The 18,647-nt window shown below is 71.9% G+C and carries 12 protein-coding genes; 1 reads left to right on the forward strand and 11 read right to left on the reverse strand.

The features are described 5' to 3' along the window. Positions 1-120: 120 nt before the first annotated feature. Both gyrA and ACTZWW_RS02520 read right to left on the reverse strand, forming a co-directional pair. Positions 121-2,946 carry a DNA gyrase subunit A gene (gene gyrA, locus ACTZWW_RS02515; protein ID WP_444779356.1) on the reverse strand — a complete coding sequence of 942 codons (2,826 nt, stop codon included), beginning with the start codon at positions 2,944-2,946 and terminating at the stop codon, positions 121-123. A 295-nt stretch (positions 2,947-3,241) separates the two neighbouring features. Continuing rightward, a complete protein-coding gene (locus ACTZWW_RS02520) occupies positions 3,242-4,096 on the reverse strand; it encodes a copper chaperone (RefSeq protein ID WP_444779357.1) in 855 nt (284 codons plus the stop codon). Positions 4,097-4,273: 177 nt separating this feature from the next. Between ACTZWW_RS02520 and ACTZWW_RS02525 the strand changes: the two genes are divergently transcribed. Further along, entirely contained in the window at positions 4,274-5,545 is a 1,272-nt protein-coding gene (locus ACTZWW_RS02525; RefSeq protein ID WP_444779358.1) for a UbiH/UbiF family hydroxylase, read from the forward strand. 46 nt (positions 5,546-5,591) lie between these two features. Here the strand turns inward: ACTZWW_RS02525 and ACTZWW_RS02530 are convergent, their stop codons facing one another. From ACTZWW_RS02530 to ACTZWW_RS02570, 9 genes are all read right to left on the reverse strand, one after another. Further along, positions 5,592-7,067: a mannitol dehydrogenase family protein gene (locus ACTZWW_RS02530; protein WP_444779359.1), complete on the reverse strand. Its 1,476-nt coding sequence runs from the start codon at positions 7,065-7,067 to the stop codon at positions 5,592-5,594. Next, positions 7,064-8,263 carry a mannonate dehydratase gene (gene uxuA, locus ACTZWW_RS02535; protein ID WP_444779360.1) on the reverse strand — a complete coding sequence of 400 codons (1,200 nt, stop codon included), beginning with the start codon at positions 8,261-8,263 and terminating at the stop codon, positions 7,064-7,066. The genes ACTZWW_RS02530 and uxuA overlap by 4 nt, the downstream gene beginning before the upstream one ends. A 16-nt stretch (positions 8,264-8,279) precedes the next feature. Continuing rightward, a complete protein-coding gene (gene uxaC / locus ACTZWW_RS02540; RefSeq protein ID WP_444779361.1) occupies positions 8,280-9,713 on the reverse strand; it encodes a glucuronate isomerase in 1,434 nt (477 codons plus the stop codon). Beyond that, on the reverse strand, positions 9,710-11,008 hold the full coding sequence (locus tag ACTZWW_RS02545) for a glucuronyl esterase domain-containing protein (RefSeq protein ID WP_444779362.1): 1,299 nt from the start codon (positions 11,006-11,008) through the stop codon (positions 9,710-9,712). Before ACTZWW_RS02545 ends, uxaC begins: the two co-directional genes overlap by 4 nt. A gap of 13 nt (positions 11,009-11,021) precedes the next feature. Next, the gene (locus ACTZWW_RS02550) at positions 11,022-13,412 is read right to left on the reverse strand and encodes a glycoside hydrolase family 31 protein (RefSeq protein ID WP_444779363.1); all 2,391 of its coding nucleotides are present in this window, start codon (positions 13,410-13,412) and stop codon (positions 11,022-11,024) included. Positions 13,413-13,464: 52 nt separating this feature from the next. After that, entirely contained in the window at positions 13,465-14,601 is a 1,137-nt protein-coding gene (locus ACTZWW_RS02555) for an ABC transporter ATP-binding protein (protein ID WP_444779364.1), read from the reverse strand. Between the two features lie 486 nt (positions 14,602-15,087). After that, positions 15,088-16,128, reverse strand: a complete 1,041-nt coding sequence (locus tag ACTZWW_RS02560; RefSeq protein WP_444779406.1) for a carbohydrate ABC transporter permease — start codon at positions 16,126-16,128, stop codon at positions 15,088-15,090. Between the two features lie 85 nt (positions 16,129-16,213). Beyond that, the gene (locus tag ACTZWW_RS02565; protein ID WP_444779407.1) at positions 16,214-17,161 is read right to left on the reverse strand and encodes a carbohydrate ABC transporter permease; all 948 of its coding nucleotides are present in this window, start codon (positions 17,159-17,161) and stop codon (positions 16,214-16,216) included. A gap of 175 nt (positions 17,162-17,336) precedes the next feature. Further along, positions 17,337-18,617, reverse strand: a complete 1,281-nt coding sequence (locus ACTZWW_RS02570) for an ABC transporter substrate-binding protein (RefSeq protein ID WP_444779365.1) — start codon at positions 18,615-18,617, stop codon at positions 17,337-17,339. Positions 18,618-18,647: the final 30 nt, after the last annotated feature.

The following is an 18,647-nucleotide window of genomic DNA, read 5'->3' on the forward strand; positions in this document are numbered from 1 at the left end:
ACGCATTTATTATGTGTATAGATCATTTACGTAGGCGATAAGTAGCAATGTAGAACACCCCGCGAGCCGAAGGCCGCGGGGTGCGTGCATGCCGGGTTCGTCGATGCCCGAAGGCGCGCCTCACGCCTGAGGAGGCGTCTCGTCCGGGCCGGGAGCACCGTCGGCCGCGCCGCCGTTGCCCCCGTCCTCGCTCCCGGCCTCGCCCTCGACGACCTCGCTCTCGGCGCCGCCGGCGATGTGCTCGACGGAGACGACGTGCTCGTCCTCCGCCGTGTCGAACACGATGACGCCCTGCGTCGAGCGCCCGGCGATGCGGATGCCGTCGACGGGGACGCGGATCGTCTGGCCGCGATCGGTGATCAGCATCACCTGGTCGTAGCCCTCGACGGGGAAGGAGGAGACGAGCTTGCCGTTGCGGGCGTTGGTCACCATCGCGGTGATGCCCTTGCCGCCGCGGTTCGTCACCCGGTACTCGTAGGCCGACGAGCGCTTGCCGTAGCCGTTCTCGGTGAGGGTGAGCACGAACTGCTCCTGCGCCCCCATCTCGGCATAGCGCTCCTGCCCGAGCTCGACGTCCGCCGTGGTCTCCTCGGCGTCGGCGCCGCTCGCCGGAGCCTCCTCGGCGGAGAGCTCGGCGCCGGTGGCACGGCGCATCGCGGAGGCGTAGCGCAGGTAGGCCTGCCGCTCCTCCGCGCTCGCGTCCACGTGGCGCAGGATAGCCAGCGAGATCACCGTGTCGTCCTTCGCCAGCGTGATGCCGCGCACACCGGTCGAGTCGCGGCCCTTGAAGACGCGCACGTCCGGCACGCTGAAGCGGATGCACTGGCCCTTCGCGGTGGTCAGCAGCACGTCGTCGTCGACCGAGCAGACCTGCACGTCGACGATGGCGTCGCCTTCGTCGAGCTTCATGGCGATCTTGCCGGCGCGGTTCACCTGCACGAAGTCGGAGAGCTTGTTGCGCCGCACGTTGCCGTTCGCGGTCGCGAACATCACGTCGTAGCGCTCCCAGGTGTCCTCGTCCTCCGGCAGCGGCATGATCGTCGTCATGCGCTCGCCCTCGACCAGGGGGAGCATGTTGATGAGCGCCTTGCCGCGGGCGTTGGGCGCGCCGACGGGGAGCCGCCAGACCTTCTCCTTGTAGACCTGGCCGCGGGAGGAGAAGAACAGCACCGGCGTGTGCGTGCTCGCCACGAAGAGGCGCGAGACGAAATCCTCCTCGCGCGTCGCCATGCCCGAGCGGCCCTTGCCGCCACGGCGCTGGGCCCGGTAGGTCGAGAGCGGCACGCGCTTGATGTAGCCCATGTGCGACACGGTAACGACCATGTCCTCCCGGGCGATCAGGTCCTCGACGTCGAACTCGCCTTCGGCCTCCATGATCTCGGTCTTGCGCGGTGTCGCGAACTCCGCCTTCGCGGCGGCGAGCTCGTCGCGGATGATGCCGAAGATGCGCACGCGCGAGGACAGGATCTCGAGATAGTCGCGGATCTCGTCGGCGAGCTTCTTGAGCTCGTCGCCGATCTCGTCGCGGCCGAGCGCCGTGAGGCGCTGCAGGCGCAGGTCGAGGATGGCGCGGGCCTGGACCTCGGAGAGCCGGTAGGTGCCGTCCTCCGCCACGCGGTGGCGCGGGTCGTCGACGAGCGCGATCAGCGGCGCGATGTCGTGGGCCGGCCAGTCGCGGCCCATCAAGGCCTCGCGAGCCGTGTTCGGGTCCGGCGAGGTGCGGATGAGGCGGATGACCTCGTCGATGTTGGCGACCGCGATGGCGAGGCCGCACAGCACGTGGGCGCGGTCGCGGGCCTTGCCGAGCAGGTACTTCGTGCGCCGCGAGACGACCTCCTCGCGGAAATCGACGAAGGCGCGGATCATGTCCTTGAGGTTCAGCGTCTCGGGACGCCCGCCGTTCAGCGCCACGAGGTTGCAGCCGAAGGACGTCTGGAGCGGCGTGTAGCGGTAGAGCTGGTTGAGCACCACGTCCGCCACCGCGTCGCGCTTGAGCTCGACGACGATGCGCATGCCCTGGCGATCGGATTCGTCGCGCAGGTCCGAGATGCCCTCGATGCGCTTCTCGCGCACGAGGTCGGCGATGCGCTCGATCAGCGCCGACTTGTTCACCTGGTAGGGGATCTCGGTGACGACGATCGCCTCGCGGTCCTTGCGGATCTCCTCCACCTCTGCGCGTGCGCGCATGATCACCGAGCCGCGGCCCGTGTGGTAGGCCGAGCGCGCGCCGGCGCGGCCGATGATCAGGCCGCCGGTCGGGAAGTCCGGCCCCGGCACGATGCCGATGAGGTCGTCCACGGTGATCGCCGGGTCGTCGATGTAGGCGAGGCAGGCGTCGATCACCTCGCCGAGATTGTGCGGCGGGATGTTGGTGGCCATGCCGACCGCGATGCCGCCGGCGCCGTTGACGAGGAGGTTCGGGAAACGCGCCGGCAGGACCAGCGGCTCCTTCTCCTTGCCGTCGTAGTTGTCGCCGAAGTCGACGGTCTCCTTGTCGATGTCGTCGAGGAGCGCCATCGCGGGTTTGGCGAGCCGGCACTCGGTGTAGCGCATGGCCGCCGCCGGGTCGCCGTCGACCGAGCCGAAATTGCCCTGGCCGTCGATCAGCGGAAGGCGCATCGAGAAGGTCTGCGCCATGCGCACGAGGGCGTCGTAGATCGCCTGGTCGCCGTGCGGGTGGTACTTGCCCATCACGTCGCCGACGACGCGCGCGCACTTCACGTAGGGACGCTCCGGGAAGATGCCCGCCTCGTGCATGGCGAAGAGGATGCGCCGATGCACCGGCTTGAGCCCGTCGCGCACGTCGGGCAGCGCGCGGCTCACGATCACGCTCATCGCGTAATCGAGATAGGACTTCTTCATCTCCTCGATGATGGAGACGGGCTTGACGTCGGCGCCGGGCGGCGGCGGCTCGCCCCCGGGGGTGCTGGGATCGTTATCGGCCACTGGCGACCTTCTCTCGTGCGGCGCGCTCTCGAAGCGACGGGACCCCGCGGCGCGTCGGCGGGGGCGCGGGGCGCTCCCGAATCCGCGAGGAAATCAACCTCCTAGATGGCCGCTCGCGCCGCAAATCGCAAGCGCGGCAAGGCCTCAGCGGGCACCGCCGCGGCAGTCATCCACCGGAAGGTCGACCCGCGCCGCCGCGCTTCCTCCCCGCAGGGGAGGAGTCCGCGCTTCGCGCGGGCGGTGGGGCCGTCCGGCTTTTCCTGGCGAGCGGTGTCGCCGCCCGCCCCAGGTTCCGTCAACGTGCCAGGTACGCCGCGATGGGCGCCAGCCCGATCGCCTCTACCGACAGCGCGAGCCCCGCGGCGAGCAGCCCCGCGCCGACGATCTGCGCCGCGCGCGGCGTCGCGACGAGCTTCTCGGCGGCCATGATCGCCGAGAACACCGCCATCCAGACGAGGTTCATGGCGCCGAGCAAGACGAGCACCGCCATCATCGCCCAGCAGCAGCCGACGCAGCGCACGCCCTGCTCGACGCCGAGCCGGAAGACCGCGCGCGGGCTGGCGAGCCAGCCCTCGGGTCGGGCGCGGAAGGGCGCGCCGACGGCGACGAGGCAGGAGAGCTTGAAGGCCGTGAACTGGTAGAGCCCCGCCGCCCCGAGCGCCGCGCCGCCGAGCACGCCCGCGAGCCGCTCCGGCAGCTCCGCGGCGGCGAAGCCGATGGAGACGCCCGTCTGCAGGAGCGCGACGAGGATCGAGAGCGCCACCCACACGGCGAGGTATCCCGCGCCCACGACCATGGGAGAGACCGCGGGGCGGCCGGCGGCGCGCGCAGCCTCGGCCTTCTCGGCGTATCCGACGAGGAGCGCGCTCGCCGTGGGCAGCATCATCGCCACGCTCATGGCGATCCACATCGCGATGGACACGCCGAGCGCCGCGAGCGCGCCGGCGAGGCTCGGCGCCTCGAGCACGGCGGCGGGGGTGCACAGCGCCTCCAGGAACGCGTCCGCGCCGCCCCCGCGGCGGATCGCCTCGAAGAAGAGGATGGCCCAGCCGACGAGGGTGAGCGTCCCGATCGAGAAGAGGGCGACCGGGACCGGGCGCTCCCACGGGCGGGAGAGTGAGGCGGAGGCGGGATCGGCGGATCGGCTCACGGCGGGTCTCTGCGATCTCGGGTACGCGACGGGACGCAATGCATCATAGCACGCACGCAGCCTAGCGAAACCGCCGCCGGGGCGCGTTGACGCGTATCAATCGCCATGGTGTACGCGGCGCGCTACATAGTCGTCGCAGGCATCGCCGCGACGGGATACGGCAGCGAGGAGCGGGACATGACGGACAGGACCTTCGACGTCGTCGTCGTCGGCGCGGGTGCGGCGGGGCTCGCCGCGGCGCTCGCCTTCGCCCGGGAGGGCTTCTCGACGGCGCTGGTGGGGGAGGTGCGGGCGGCGCGCGACGGGCGCACCGTGGCGCTGCTCGACGGCTCGGTCAGCTTCCTCGAGGCGCTCGGCGTCTGGGACGCGATCGCGGCGGACGCCGCGCCGCTCGAGACGATGCGGCTCGTCGACGCGACCGACAACCTCTTCCGCGCGCCCACCGTGGACTTCAAGGCCCGGGAGATCGACCTCGACGCCTTCGGCTGGAACGTCGAGAACGCCTCGCTCGTCGAGCGGCTGGCGGAGGCCGTCGGCGAGGTGCCGGGGATCGTGCATTTCCCCGTGGCGTCGATGGGGCTCGGGGGCGTGCAGGAGGTTCTCGCTCCGGGCGAGGACGCGGCCGAGGCCGGCGACTCGGGAGACCCCATGGCCCGCCGGGCCGTGCGGCTGGCGGACGGGAGCCTGCTGCTGGCCTCGCTCGTCGTCGCTGCCGACGGGCGCGGCTCGAGGCTGCGCGAGGACGCCGGCATCCGCACGCGCACCTGGGCCTATCCCCAGGAGGCGCTCACCACGATCCTCGCCCACGAGCGCGACCATCGCGACGTCTCGACCGAGTTCCACACCCGCCACGGCCCGTTCACGCTGGTCCCGCTGCCGGGACGCCGCTCGAGCCTCGTCTGGGTCACCGCGCCGGAGAAGGCGGAGGCGCTCGCGGCCCTCGACGACGACGCGCTCGCGCGCGCGGTCGAGCGGCAGGCTCGCTCCCTGCTCGGTGCGATGCGGGTCGACGGGCCGCGCGGCGTCGTGCCGATGACGGGCATGTCCGTCCAGCGCTACACGGCGGACCGGCTCGCGCTCGTGGGCGAGACGGCGCACGTCTTCCCGCCGATCGGCGCGCAGGGCCTCAATCTCGGGCTTCGCGACGTCGCTTCGCTGCGGGACGCGGTCGTCGTGCGCGGGGCGCAGGACCCCGGCGCGCGGGCGGCGCTCGCGGCCTACGAGCGCTCCCGCGCGCTCGACGTGCGCACGCGCACGATGGGCGTCGACATGCTCAACCGCACGCTGCTGGCCGGCATCCTCCCGGCGGACTTCCTGCGAGGCGCGGGCCTCCATGCGCTCTCCGCGATCGGGCCGCTGCGGCGCCTCGCGATGCGCGAGGGCGTGACCCCGACGATCGGCACGCCCCAGCTGATGCGCCGCCGCGAGCCGAGGGCGGTGGCGTTCTGATGGGGCACGGCCGCCTCCTCCCCGCTGGGGAGGACGCGTTGCACGTTCAGCCCTCGAGCACCGCGCGGGCGGCGGGGAGCATGCCGGCGCGTGTGATGCGCGCGACGTCGTCGGCGATGGTGCGCGCGAACGCCTCGTGCCGGGCGAGCGCCGGCGGGAAGATCGCCTCGAGCGCGAGGAGCGCACGGGCGCGGTCCCCGGGGTCCGAGCCTGCGGCGGCGAGCGTCGCGCGCAGGGTCTCGGCGAGGGGATCGGAGAGCGGCAGCTCCGCGCCGGCCTCGTCGCGGCCCTCCAGGAACCGCATCCAGGCGGCGATCGCGAAGGCGCAGGTGCGCCAGGGCAGGCCATGCTCCAGCGCCTCGAGCGCGGGCTCGACGAGGCGCGGCGGGAGCTTCTGCGAGCCGTCCATGGCGATCTGCACCGTGCGATGCGCCATCGCCGGGTTGGCGAAGCGCGCGCGCAGGTCGCGCTGGTAGGCGTCGAGGTCGATACCCGGCACCGGCGCGAGCGTGCGTGCCACCGCATCCTGATGCGCGGCGACGAGGGCGGCGAGGACCTCCTGCTCCATCACGTCGCGCACGTGGGCGAGCCCGGCGACCGCGCCGGCATAGGCGATCAGCGAGTGCGCGCCGTTGAGGAGGCGCAGCTTCATCGCCTCGTAGGGCCGCACGTCCGCGGCCAAGATGGCGCCCGCTTCCTGCCAGGCCGGGCGCCCGGCCACGAAGCGGTCCTCGATCACCCATTGCGTGAACGGCTCGGTCTCGGTCGCGGCCTCGTCCTCGAAGCCGGTGAGGCGGCGCGCCTCCGCGAACGTCTCCTCGGTCGCGGCGGGCGTGATCCGGTCGACCATGGTCGAGGGGAAGGGCACCTCGGCGGCGATGAAGGCGGCCAGCTCCGGATCGACGCGCGCGGCGAACTCCCGAACGAGCCGGCCGAGGACGGCGCCGTTCTCCGGGAGGTTGTCGCAGGACAGCGGCGTGAACGGCGCGAGCCCCGCGGCGCGCCGCAGCGCCAATGCGTGGACGATCCAGCCCACCGCGGTGGCCGGCGCATCCGGTGACGCCAGGTCGGCCGCGATGTCCGGGCGCGCGGCGTCGAGCCCGCCGGTCGCCGGATCGAGGCCGTAGGCCTTCTCGGTGACGGTGAGGCTCACGATCCGCGTCTGCGGCGCGGTCAGGAGCGCGCGGGTGCGTCGCGGGTCGCGCGGCGCTGTGATCACCTCGGCGAGGGCGCCGATCACCCGCGCGCGCGGGCCGTCGGGGCCGCGCTCGATCAGCGTGTAGAGCGCGTCCTGCGGCGCGAGCGCCTCCTCGGCGTCGGGTCGGCGCAGGCCGATACCGGCGATGCGCCAATCCCCGCCGGCGGCGGCGAGCGCGTCGTCGGTGTAGACCGCCTGGTGCGCCTTGTGGAAGGCGCCGACGCCCAGATGCACGATGCCGAAGCCGTGCGCGGCACGGTCGTAGGCCGGCTTCGCGACGGATGCGGGAAGCATGGCGAGCGCCGCTTCGGTCAGCCTCGTCATCGCGTTCCTCCATGGCTCAGCGCCGTCGCCACCCCGCGCAGCTCGGCGAGCCCGCGCAGGCGCCCGATCGCCGGGTAGCCCGGCTGGCTCGGGCGCTTGAAGTCGTCGAGCATCACGTGGCCGTGGTCCGGGCGCATCGGGATGACCGGGTGCGGGTCTCCGGCCGCGCGCCGGCGCGCCTCCTCGTCGAGGAGCGCCGCGATGACCGCGACCATGTCGACGTCGCCCTCGAGGTGGTTCACCTCGGCGAAGGAGCCGTCCGGCGCGCGGGCGACGTTGCGCAGGTGCGCGAAGACGATGCGGGGCGCGAGCGCGCGGGCCATCGCCGGCACGTCGTTGTCCGCCCGCGCGCCGAGCGAGCCCGTGCAGAACGTCACGCCGTTCGCTGGGCTGTCGACGGCGGCGAGCATCGCCTGGTAGTCGTCGAGGGTCGAGACGATGCGCGGCAGGCCGAGCAGGGGGAAGGGCGGGTCGTCCGGGTGGCAGCACAGCCGCACGCCGGCCTCCTCCGCGGCCGGCACGACCGCCTCCAGGAAGGCGAGGAAGTTCGCCCGCAGCCGCTCCGGCCCGATGCCGGCATAGCGGGACAGATGCGCGCGCACGCCGTCCACGTCCCAGTGCTCGGCGGCGCCGGGAAGGCCGGCGAGCACGTTGTCGACGAGCGCGCGCGTGGCGTCCTCGCTCATGCCGGCGAACCGCCGCGCGGCCTCCTCGCGGATCGCCTCCGGATAGTCCTCGGCGGCGCCCGCGCGGGCGAGGAGATGAAGGTCGAAGGCGGCGAAGTCGATCGCGTCGAACACCATGGCGGTGGCACCCGTCGGCGTCGCGCGGGCGAGATCGGTGCGCGTCCAGTCGAGCACCGGCATGAAGTTGTAGCAGACGATGCCGATGCCGGCGCGGCCCAGCGCCGCCAGCGTCTGCCGGTACGCCTCCAGATGCGCGCGCCAGTCGCCCGTCCGCGTCTTGATGTCCTCGGACACCGGCACGCTCTCGACGACGGCCCAGTGCAGCCCCGTGGGTCGCCCGTCGGGATGCGTCTCGATCATCGCCTTGCGCGCGGCGATTTCCGCGTCCGACCAGGCGACGCCGGTGGGGACGTGGTGGAGCGCGCTCACGATCCCCGTCGCGCCCGCCTGGGCGATGTCGGTCAGGTTCACGACGTCGGTGGGGCCGAACCAGCGCCAGCTTTCGAGCATGGATGAAGTCCGATCTTCAATCGATTGAAACAGCTTGGAGATTATAGGCGCGCCGCGCGAGGCCGACCGCCATCTCCTCGGCGAGCGGCTCCGCCTCCTCGCGGTGGAGGACGCCCTCGCAGACCATCTCGGCGAGGAGCCCGCATTCGATGCGCCGGGACATGTCGTGGCGCGCCGGCAGCGAGAGCAGCGCGCGTGTGTCGTCGTTGAAGCCCGCGTGATTGTAGAAGCCGGCGGTCTCCGTCACGAGCCGGCGGTGCCTGCGCATGCCCTCGGGCGCGTCGAAGAACCACCAGGCCGGGCCGATCAGCAGCGAGGGATAGGCGCCGGCCAGCGGCGCGATCTCGCGGGTCAGCGTCGTCTCGTCCAGCGTGAAGAGGATGATCCTCAGCCGTTCGGCGAAGCCGTGGCGCTCGAGGAGCGCGTGGAGGCCGCCGGTCCAGTCGACCTTCAGCGGCATGTCGAAGCCGCGGTCGCGCCCGAACGCGTCGAAGATCGCGCCGGCGTGGTTGCGCCAGGAGCCCGCGTGGATCTGCATGACGAGCCCGTCCTGCGCCGACATGCCCGCCATCTCGGTGAGCATCTGCGCCCGAAAGCGCGCGGCGTTCTCGGGCGTCAGCGCGCCCGCGAGCGCGCCGGCGAGCAGCTTCTGGCAGGCCTCCTCGTCGAGGTCCGCGGTCATGGCCGAGGGCGGGCCGTGGTCGGTCGCGGTCGCGCCCAGATCGGCGAAGACGGCGCGGCGCTGACGCAGCGCGTCGAGGTAGTCGCCCCAGCGCGAGACGTCCGCACCGGTGAGCCGCCTCAGCTCAGCCATCGAGGCCTGGAACGCCTCGTGCTCGGGATCGGTGACGGCGTCGGGGCGGAAGGTGGGGATGACGCGCCCGCCCCAGCCGCTGTCGCGAATGGCGCGATGGTGGTCGAGCGTGTCGGTGGCGGCGTCGGTCGTGGCCAGCACCTCGATGCCGAAGCGCTCGTAGAGCTCCCGCGGGCGGAAGGCGTCGTCCGCCAGCCGCTCGTTGATCGCGTCGTAGGCCCAGTCGGCGGTCTCCGCGGACAGCCGCCTCTCCAGGCCGAGCACCTCGTGGAGGGCGTGGTCGAGCCACAGCCGCGAGGGCGTGCCGCGGAAGAGGTCGTAGTGCGCCGCGAAGGTGCGCCAACCCTCCCGCGGCGTGGCGACCGGGATGCCGCGGTCGCGCCTGGGCGCGATGCCGAGCGCCTCGTAGGGCACGCCGCGGCTCTGGAGCATCCGGATGAGGTAGTGGTCTGGCCAGAGCAGCAGCTCGGCCGCGTCGCGGAAGGGCTCGTTCGTCGCGAACCAGGCCGGGTCGGTGTGGCCGTGCGGGCAGACGAGGGGGAGGTCGCGCACCCGCGCGTAGAGCTCGCGGGCGAGGCTGCGCGCGGGCTCGGCGATCGGCAGGAGGCGATCCGCGTCGAGGAGGGGCGTCGTCATCGGGGCGGCTCCAGGAGGTGGGGGAGGGCGCGCACCCAGTCGGCGCGGGTGAGATCGTGGGCGCCGGCGCGCAGGTGCCAGCCGATGGGACCTGCGCCGAACGCGGCGCCGGGGACGAGGGGGGCGTCGGCGTCGATCTCCGGAACGTCGCAGCCGAGCGCGCGCCAGGCGGTCGTTGCGGCGACGAGGCCCGCGCGCTCGCCGGCGGGATCTGCCCAGGCGTCGTCCGCGGCGCTCGCGGCGTAGACGCGCCGCGGGGCGATGGAGGCGAGGAGGTCCTGCTGGTCGAGCCCCTCGGGCGGGCGCGGATCGGCGGCGAAGGCGGGCGTCACCCAATGCGGGAAGCGCGCCGCCAGCGCCTCCGGCGTCTCCCCGCGGCGGATGGCGGAGGGCCGCACGCCGAGGCAGCCGGAATTGTTGGCGAACACGCCCGAGACGCGCGTGTCGAAGGCGGCGGCGAGGAGCGCCGCCTTGCCGAGGCGGGAATGGCCGGCGACGACGATCCGCGCGGGGTCGATCTCGGGCCGGGCGAGGGCGGCGTCGACGAGGCGGGAATAGGCCCACGCCCACAGGGCGATGGCGCCGGGCGCGTAGTGATCTTCGCCAGACCGAATGCCGCTGCTGCTCGAGACGCGCTCCCCTCCCCCTCGTGGGGAGGGGTCGGGGGTGGGGGGCGTCGGGTGACGATCGCGCGGTTCCCCCCGGTGCCGTTCGCCTGCATCGACGATGGAGTCTCGTCCTGAACGCCCCACACCCCCGGCCCCTCTCCACGAGGGAGAGGGGAGAGCCGGCATCGGCCGCTCGGGTGTGCCCATGAGCGGCGCGATGCCCTGGGTGAACGCTCCGACCGGATCGTCCGGCGTGAAGGAGCCGTAGCAGGCGAGCAAGAGGCCGCAGCCGGCGCCGTCGAAGAGGTCGCGCGGCCAGCGCTCGGCGTGGCGTCCCCGCATGGCGGGGTCGAGGCGCCCGTCGGGGAAGCCGGCGCTCGTCGCTTCGACGATCGCGTGGGGATCGACGGGAAAGCCCGGCGCATCGACCGCACCGAGCGGGCCCGTGAAGCAGAGGCCGACGATCACGGGCACGGGGCCCGTTGCGCTCTGCGGCAGGAAGAGCGCAGCGTCGACGCTGTGCGTCCGCCCTCCATGGGACATCGCCAGCGTCAGGATCTCGCCGCCGGCCTCCGGCCAGGGGCGGCTCGCGAACTCGAGGCTCGCGGGGGGAGGGGGGATCTCGCCGTAGACGCGGCGCACGAGCCGGTCGCGCCTGCCGACATCCCGGGTGACCGCCGGCGCCATCCCGAGCCCTCCCTCACGCGTCGACGGCGAGGAGCAGCGGCGCACTCGGATCCGCCGGCTGCCCGTTCAGCACGATCTCGCGGAAGCCGCGCCCGCCGGCGATCTCGATCTCGAGCGCGTCGAAAGCCGGGCGGAACGCGCCGACGCGGTTCGCTTCGAGGATCAGTGAATCGCCGTCGACGCACATCGTGAGCAGGATGCGGCACGATCCGTCCCCACGCCAATCCGCGGTCTCGCCGTCGTCCTCGTAGAGAACCGCCTCGGACACGCGCTCCATGCCCGGATGGACGCGCAAGCCCCGCCAGGTCTCGCGCGCGGGGTCGATGCGGCCGAGCTGGCACGAGAGCGGGATCATCGCCCCCTCGCGCACCAGCACGGGAAGCCGCCCGAGCGGCGCCTCGATCTCCACCTCGCGCCCGCCCTCGAAGTTGGCACCCGTATGGAAGTCGATCCATGCCGTCCCGGCCGGCAGCGGCACCGCGCGGCGCGTCTGGCCCTCGGCGAGGACGGGCGCGACGAGCAGGTCGTCGCCGAGCAGGAACAGGTCGTCGCGCTCGGCCACGAGCGGATCGCGCGGGAAGCGCGTGAAGAGCGGCTTCACCGCCGGCGTGCCGTCGAGCGCGGCGCGCCACATGGCGGTGTAGAGGTAGGGCATCAGCCGGTAGCGCAGGCGCAGGGCCTCGCGCATCTGCGGGATCACCTCCGGATACATCCAGGGTAAGGTGGTGATGCCCGACGACTTCCACGAGTTCATCACCATGCGCGGCCAGAGGCTGCACATCTCGGTGAAGCGCACGAGCAGCTCCGGCGTGGGCTCCGGCCCGAGGAAGCCGCCGACGTCGTGGCCCGTGTTGCCCATGGCGGACAGTCCCATGGAGAGGCCCTGCGCGATGTTCCAGCGCAGCGTCTTCCAGGCGGTGGTGTTGTCGCCCGTCCAGCTCTGCCCGTAGCGCCCGATGCCCGGGCCGCCCGCGCGGGTGATGGCGTAGGGGCGCCTGCCCGGCGCGATCTCCTGCTGCTCCCTGAAGGACGCGCGGGTCATGAGCAGCGGCTGGAGCGGGCGTGCGAGCGAAAGGTCGAAGGGCTTCCCGAAGCCGGCGCAGCGCGCGTCCTCGTCCCAGATCTCGTATTCGTTGTTGTCGTTCCAGACCGTGTCGACGCCGATCGCGAGGAGCCGCTCGCGCATGCGCGAACGCCACCAGGCGACGCCGTCGGGGTTGGTGAAGTCGAGATGCGCGCCGGGCCCGTCCCAGAACAGCGAGACCGCGGGCGGGGCGTCCGCCCCGTCGCCGTCCTTCACCAGGATGCCGGCCTGCGCCGCCGGGCCGTAATCCGGGTGGTCGTCGAGGAGGCAGGGCTTGATGTTGGTGATGGTGCGCAGGCCCGCCTCGTGCAGCGCCGCCAGCGTGCCGGCGGGATCGGGGAACTTCGTCTCGTTCCAGCGGAAGGTGTGGCGTCGGCCGCCGTGCAGCGTGTAGCCCGAGCCGAAATGGAACGTGTCGCAGGGCAGGTCGTGGCGGGCGAAATCGGCGATGATCTCGCGGATGCGCGCGTCCGCGTCCGGCGCGTCGGCGATGCTCATGGAGGTCAGCCCGAAGCCGAGCGCCCACTTCGGCGGCAGCGCCTGGCCGCCGACGAGCTTGTCGACCTTGCGCGCGACGTCGAGCACGGAGGGGCCGAGCACGACCCAGTAGTCGAGATCGCCGTCCTCCGCCCGGTAGCTGCGGAATGGCGCGTGGTAATTGTCGATCGTCGCGCCGAGGTCGAGGTCGGCGGCGGCGAGGTTGTCGTAGAGGATTCCGTAGGCGACGCCGGTCTCGCGGTCGTCGCAGATCAGGATCGGCGCGACCTTGTAGAGCGGGTCGGAGGTCTCGGCGTCGTAGCCGCACGGGTCCACCGCCTCGAGGCGGAAGCGCCGGCCGGTGCGATCCACCGAGCCCGCCTTGTCGCCGAGGCCGTAGTGCCGCTCGGACGGCCGCCGCGCCATGTGGTGGACGAAGGCGCTCGTGCGCCGCGAGAGCATGTAGGCGCCGCTCGGCCGGTCGGAGGCGAACGGCGCGCTCTCGCCGTCGCGATGGAAGGCGAGGTGGAGCGGGTTCGCGCGGATCGCGACCGCGATGTCGCCGCCCGAGAGCGTGACGACGCCGTCCTCGTCGCGCACATGTGTCGCCGGCGGCGCGAAGCCGTCGAGCGCGTCGCGGGCGCGGCCCTCGTCCGGCGGCTCGAGGCCGTTGGGCGCGATCGTCCAGGTGCGGTCGAGGCGGAAGCCTTCGCGGCGTACGAGGGAGACGTGCGCGAGGTCGGGTCCCGCGAGGACGACGCGAAGGCGCGCGCCGTGATCGGTCTCGACCTCGACGCCATGGGGGATCTCGCGGACCGCGTCCGCGCGTGCGAGGAGCTTCATGTTCGGCGCATCCTGTGGGGTGGGCGCACTTCCGGGAGGATGTCGTGAGAGGTCAGTGCGCGGCGGCTGCCACGAGCGCGTCCGCCGGCGCGTGGTCGGCGCCGTGGGCGATGACGCTGCCGTCCTGCGCGAAGAGGTGGATGCCGGAGGTGCGGACCGTCAGGCCGACCGCATCGCCGTGGCGCACGGCGCGCTGGCCGGGCTGGTGGACGGTCACCTGCTCCTGGCCGGCGAGCGTGCAGTAGAGGTAGGTCTCGCCGCCGAGCTGCTCGTTGATGTCGACGCTCGCCGGCAGCGCGCCGGAGGCCTCGCGCCCGGCGATGTCGACGTGCTCGGGGCGCACGCCGACGGTGAGCCGCGTGCCGGGCGCGAGGCCGGGCGCGTCGAAGGGCAGGACGAGCCGGTGCCCGCCATCGAGCGCGATCACGAGGCCGCCCGCGACGCGCTCGGCGAGCGCGCCTTCCAGCATGTTCATCTTCGGCGAGCCGATGAAGCCCGCCACGAACCGGTTCGCCGGCTTGTTGTAGAGATCGAGCGGCGCGCCGGACTGCTCGACGCGCCCGGCGTTGAGCACGACGATCTTGTCGGCGAGCGTCATCGCCTCGACCTGGTCGTGCGTGACGTAGACCATGGTCGCGCCGAGCTCGCGGTGGAGCGCCGCGAGCTCCTTGCGCATGGCGACGCGCAGCTCCGCGTCGAGGTTCGAGAGCGGCTCGTCGAAGAGGAAGGCCTTGGGATCGCGCACGATGGCGCGGCCGATGGCGACGCGCTGGCGCTGGCCGCCCGACAGCGCCTTCGGCCGGCGCTTGAGGTAGTCCGTGATGCGCAGCTGCTCCGCCGCCCGGCGCACCCGCCGGTCGATCTCGTCCTTGGGCATGCGGGTGTTCTCGAGCCCGAAGGACATGTTCTGGTAGACGGTCATGTGCGGGTAGAGCGCGTAGGACTGGAACACCATGGCGAGCCCGCGATCGGCGGCGCCCTCGTGGTTGGCGACGGTCCCGTCGATGACGAGCTCGCCGCCCGAGATCTCCTCGAGGCCGGCGATCATGCGCAGCAGCGTGGACTTGCCGCAGCCCGACGGGCCGACGAGCACGACGAACGCGCCGTCGTCCACCGTCAGCGAGATGCCGTGGATCACCTTGACGTCGGCGTAGGACTTGCGGATGTCGCGAAGCTCGATGGTGGCCATGTCAGGCTCTCCGGGTGTCGATGTGACGAGCCGCCGATGCCGGCTCTCCCCTCTCCCGGGAGTACGTTCTCTCGGAGAGGGGCCGGGGGTGTGGGGCGTGCAGAACGAGCGTTCGCCGTCGATGCAGGCGAATGGCGCGTGGGTGAGCGGCGAGCCCTTCACCCGACGCCCCCCACCCCCAACCCCTCCCCACGAGGGGGAGGGGAGCAGGTTGCGCGTGTCGCGGACGATGGCGGTACGCGGTCGGGCGATCGAAGCGCATCCGGAACCGCCGCGGGTCTCCCCTCTCCCTCGCGGAGAGGGGCCGGGGGTGTGGGGCGTTCAGAAAGAGGCATTGTCCCCGATGCCGGCAAACGGCGTGTGGGCAACCCGCTAGCCCTTCACCCGACGCCCCCCACCCCCAACCCCTCCCCACGAGGGGGAGGGGAGCCCGTCGAGCGTGCCGCCGGCGATGGCGGCATGCGTGCGAAGCGAGACGGGCGCGCATCATTTCATCCCGCTCGACGCGATGCCGGTCGTGATGAAGCGCTGCAGGAAGGCGAAGACGAGGGCGACGGGCAGGAGCGTCACCACCGTCATGGCCAGCACGTAGTTCCATTGCGTGTTCAGCTCGCCCTGGAAGGCGTTGAGCCCGAGCTGGAGCGTGTAGACCTCGGTCTGGTTGAGCACGATGAGCGGCCAGAGGAAGTCGTTCCAGCGCCACATGATCGAGAAGATGGCGAGCACCGCCAGCGCCGGCAGCGAGAGCGGCAGGACGATGCGCCAGTAGATCTGCCACTCGCTCGCCTTGTCCATGCGCGCGGCCTCGATCAGCTCCTTGGGCAGCGTGAGCATGTATTGCCGCAGCAGGAAGACGCCGGTGGGCGTCGCCGCGCCGGGGATGATGACGCCCCACAGCGAGTTGACCATGCCGAGCGAGGCCACGACGACGTAGGTCGGCACGAGCACGATGGTGATGGGAATCATCAGCGTCGAGATGATGAAGCCCATCGCGAGGTTGCGGCCCTTGAACTCGTAGATCGACAGCGCGAAGGCGGCCATGGAGTTGATGATGAGCGTGATGATCGTCGCGATCACCGTCACGAAGACCGAGTTCCACAGGTATCGCCCGAACGCGAACTGCTCGAGCGGCGTCGTGTAGTTCTCGGTGGCGAGCTGGAACGCGCGGATCGGCTCGCGCGCCTCGATGGGCACCGAGATGCGCTCGTCGGGGTTCGCCGGGTCGATCATCGTCGAGACGATGCCGATGCGGCGCACCTCCGCGAGCTCGCGCACGCTGCCGTCCTCCATCGTGACGCGGAAGAGGGGGAGGGGACGCGCGTTGCCCTCGACCTCGACGGTCACCTGCGAGAGCGGCAGGAAGGTCGGCGGGAATTCCTGCAGGCCCGCCTGCGTCTTGAAGGACGACATGAGCAGCCAGACGATCGGCCCGAACATCAGCAGGATGCCGAAGGCGAGGTAGGCCCACGTCGCCCAGTCCGTCCAGTGCAGGCGCTTGCCGCCCCGCCGGCGCGTGAGAAAGGCCATGACGACGCCCCGCTGCGGAGCGCGGCCCTGGCCGGTGGTGGTGGCTGCGGACTCGGCGGTCATGATCAGATCTCCCGAGGCCGGATCAGGCCGCACCGTCGCGCCGACGCGCGAGGGCGAGCTGGGTGAGTGTGAGCGCGAACAGGACGACGCCGAGGACGACGGAGGCCGCGGAGGCGAGCCCGAAATTCTGCACCCGGTTGGCGAAGCCCGTGTTGTAGATGTACTGCACCAGGAATTGCGTCGCCGTGCCCGGCCCGCCGCCGGTGAGCACGTAGACCTCGTCGAAGATCTGCACGGCGCGGATCAGCGCCAGCACGAGCACGACGAGGAGGTTGGGCCAGAGCAGCGGCAGCGTGATGCGCCAGAAGGCGCGCCAGCGGCTCGTCCCGTCCATCTCCGCCGCCTCGTAGAGGTCCGGCGGGATCGCCTGCAGGCCGGCGAGAAGGATGAGCGTGTAGAAGCCCATGTGCGCCCAGACCGAGACGAAGACCGACCAGAACATCGCCCAGTTGGCGTCCGCCAGCCAGAGGATGCGGTCGAGGCCCATCTCGAGCAGCATGGCGTTGAGGAGCCCGTCGCGCAGCAGGATCCACTTCCAGATCAAGGCGACGACGACCGGCGAGAGCAGGACGGGGAAGAAGAACACCGCCCGGAAGAAGCCGCGGGCGCGAATCTCCTGGTTGAGGACGAGCGCCGTGACCAGCGCGAACAGCACCATGAACGCGACCTGGAAGGTCACGAACGTGATCGTGTTGTAGACGCCCCGCCAGAAGCGGTCCTCGCGGCAGGAGGTCGGGTCGAGATAATTGCCGCACTCGAAGAGATAGCCGTACTGCTCGGTGCCGACGAAGGGGCGCTGGGTGAGATACAGGTCCGTGCCGCCGGTGACCGAGTATCCGAGGTTGATGAACAGCGGCGTGATCACGAAGACGCCGAAGAAGGCGAGGTTCGGCAGAAGGAAGAGGTAGGGCATCCGGCCGATGCCGAGCACGCGCTGGAGCGCGGCCATCGGCGGCTCGAACAGGCGCATGAGCGCGGCCCACAGCACGCCGAAGCCCGCGCCGGCGAGCTCCTTGAGGCTGCGGCGCTCCTCGGCGGGCGCCGGTCCGCTCGACGCTTGCGACATGGGTCTCTCGTCCTTCACCGAAACGTGGGGCCGCCGGCGGAGCGTTCTCCGCCGGCGGCCCCGCTGGGACGCGACGCGCTCAGCGCGCGGCCTCCGCGAGCTGGTTCTCGATGTCGGTCTCGATGCGCGAGAAGGCGTCGTCGAGGGACATCTCGCCGCCGATCGCCTCGGAGATGCGCGCGATGGTGGCGTTGAACACGATTCGGTTGTTGGTGTAGCCCTGCAGCGCGTAGGCCGCGTCCGCCACCTTCGGCACCTCCGCCGCGAAGGTCTGCAGCGCGTGGGCCGCCAGCGGGTTCTCAGTCTGGAAGTCGATCGCGGTCGGGTCGAGCTGCAGGTGGCCGGGCAGGAAGAGCGTGCGGCCGGCGAACTCCGCGATCACGTCGGGGGAGGAGAGGTACTCCATCACCCGCGCGACCTCCTCGGGATGATCGGTGTCCTTCAGCGCGACGAGCGCGGCGCCGCCGGGCATGCCCGAGCAGGCGGCCGGGCCGCAGGGGTTGGGCACCGCCCACCAGTCGAAGTCCTGGCCGATGTTGTTGGCGAACTGGCCGATCTGCCAGGAGCCCGAGTAGTACATCACCGTCTGCGCGTTGACGAACTCCTGGTTGGCCGGGACGTAGGTGCCGCCCGAACCGGCGACGAAGATGTCCTTCGCCATGGTGCCGTCCTGATGCCAGTCGTAGAGCATCTGCGCGAAGCTCTCGAAGCCGTCGTCGACGACCGCCGGCTCGCCGGCCTCGTCGAAGTAGGCCGCGCCCATCGAGATCGCCGGCCCGGCGATGCGGTGGCCGGAGCGGTCGATGGCGAGGGGGATCTGCACGCCCGTCGCCTCGGCGACCTGGCGCGCGGCCGCGGCCCAGTCCGCCCAGGTCGCGTCGGCGCCCGGCAGCTCGACGCCGGCCTGCTCGAAGAGCGTCTTGTTGACGAATGGGCCGGTGACGGTCAGCTGCGTCATGTAGCCGTGGATCGCGTCCTCGTTGCCCGGCACGCGCAGCCAGTTCAGGAACGGGCCGAAGCTCGCCTCCCAGTACTCCGGGTCCTCGAGGTAGGGGCGCAGGTCGAGATAGTACTCGGCGAGGCCGCCGAGATCCGTGACGCGGGCCATGTCCGGGCCCTCGCCGGCGGCGAGCTGCACCGGCAGCGATTCGAGGATCGCCTGGTAGGCCACCGTGTCGATGACGACGTCGATGTCCGGGTTCGCCTCCTCGAAGCGCGCGATGAGGTCGGCGAGCACCTCGCCCTCGTTGCCGTCGTTGTACCAGGCGATGCGGACTTCCGTCTGCTGCGCAGCCGCCATCCCGGCGGAGAGCGCCAGCGCCGCGGCGCCGGTCATGAGCGTGGTGATCAGCTTCGTCATGGGTCTCCTCCCGAAGGTCTCCGGGCGTTC

It is taken from the genome of Salinarimonas sp. NSM (assembly GCF_052380005.1).
In the GTDB taxonomy this organism is placed as follows: Bacteria; Pseudomonadota; Alphaproteobacteria; order Rhizobiales; family Beijerinckiaceae; genus Salinarimonas.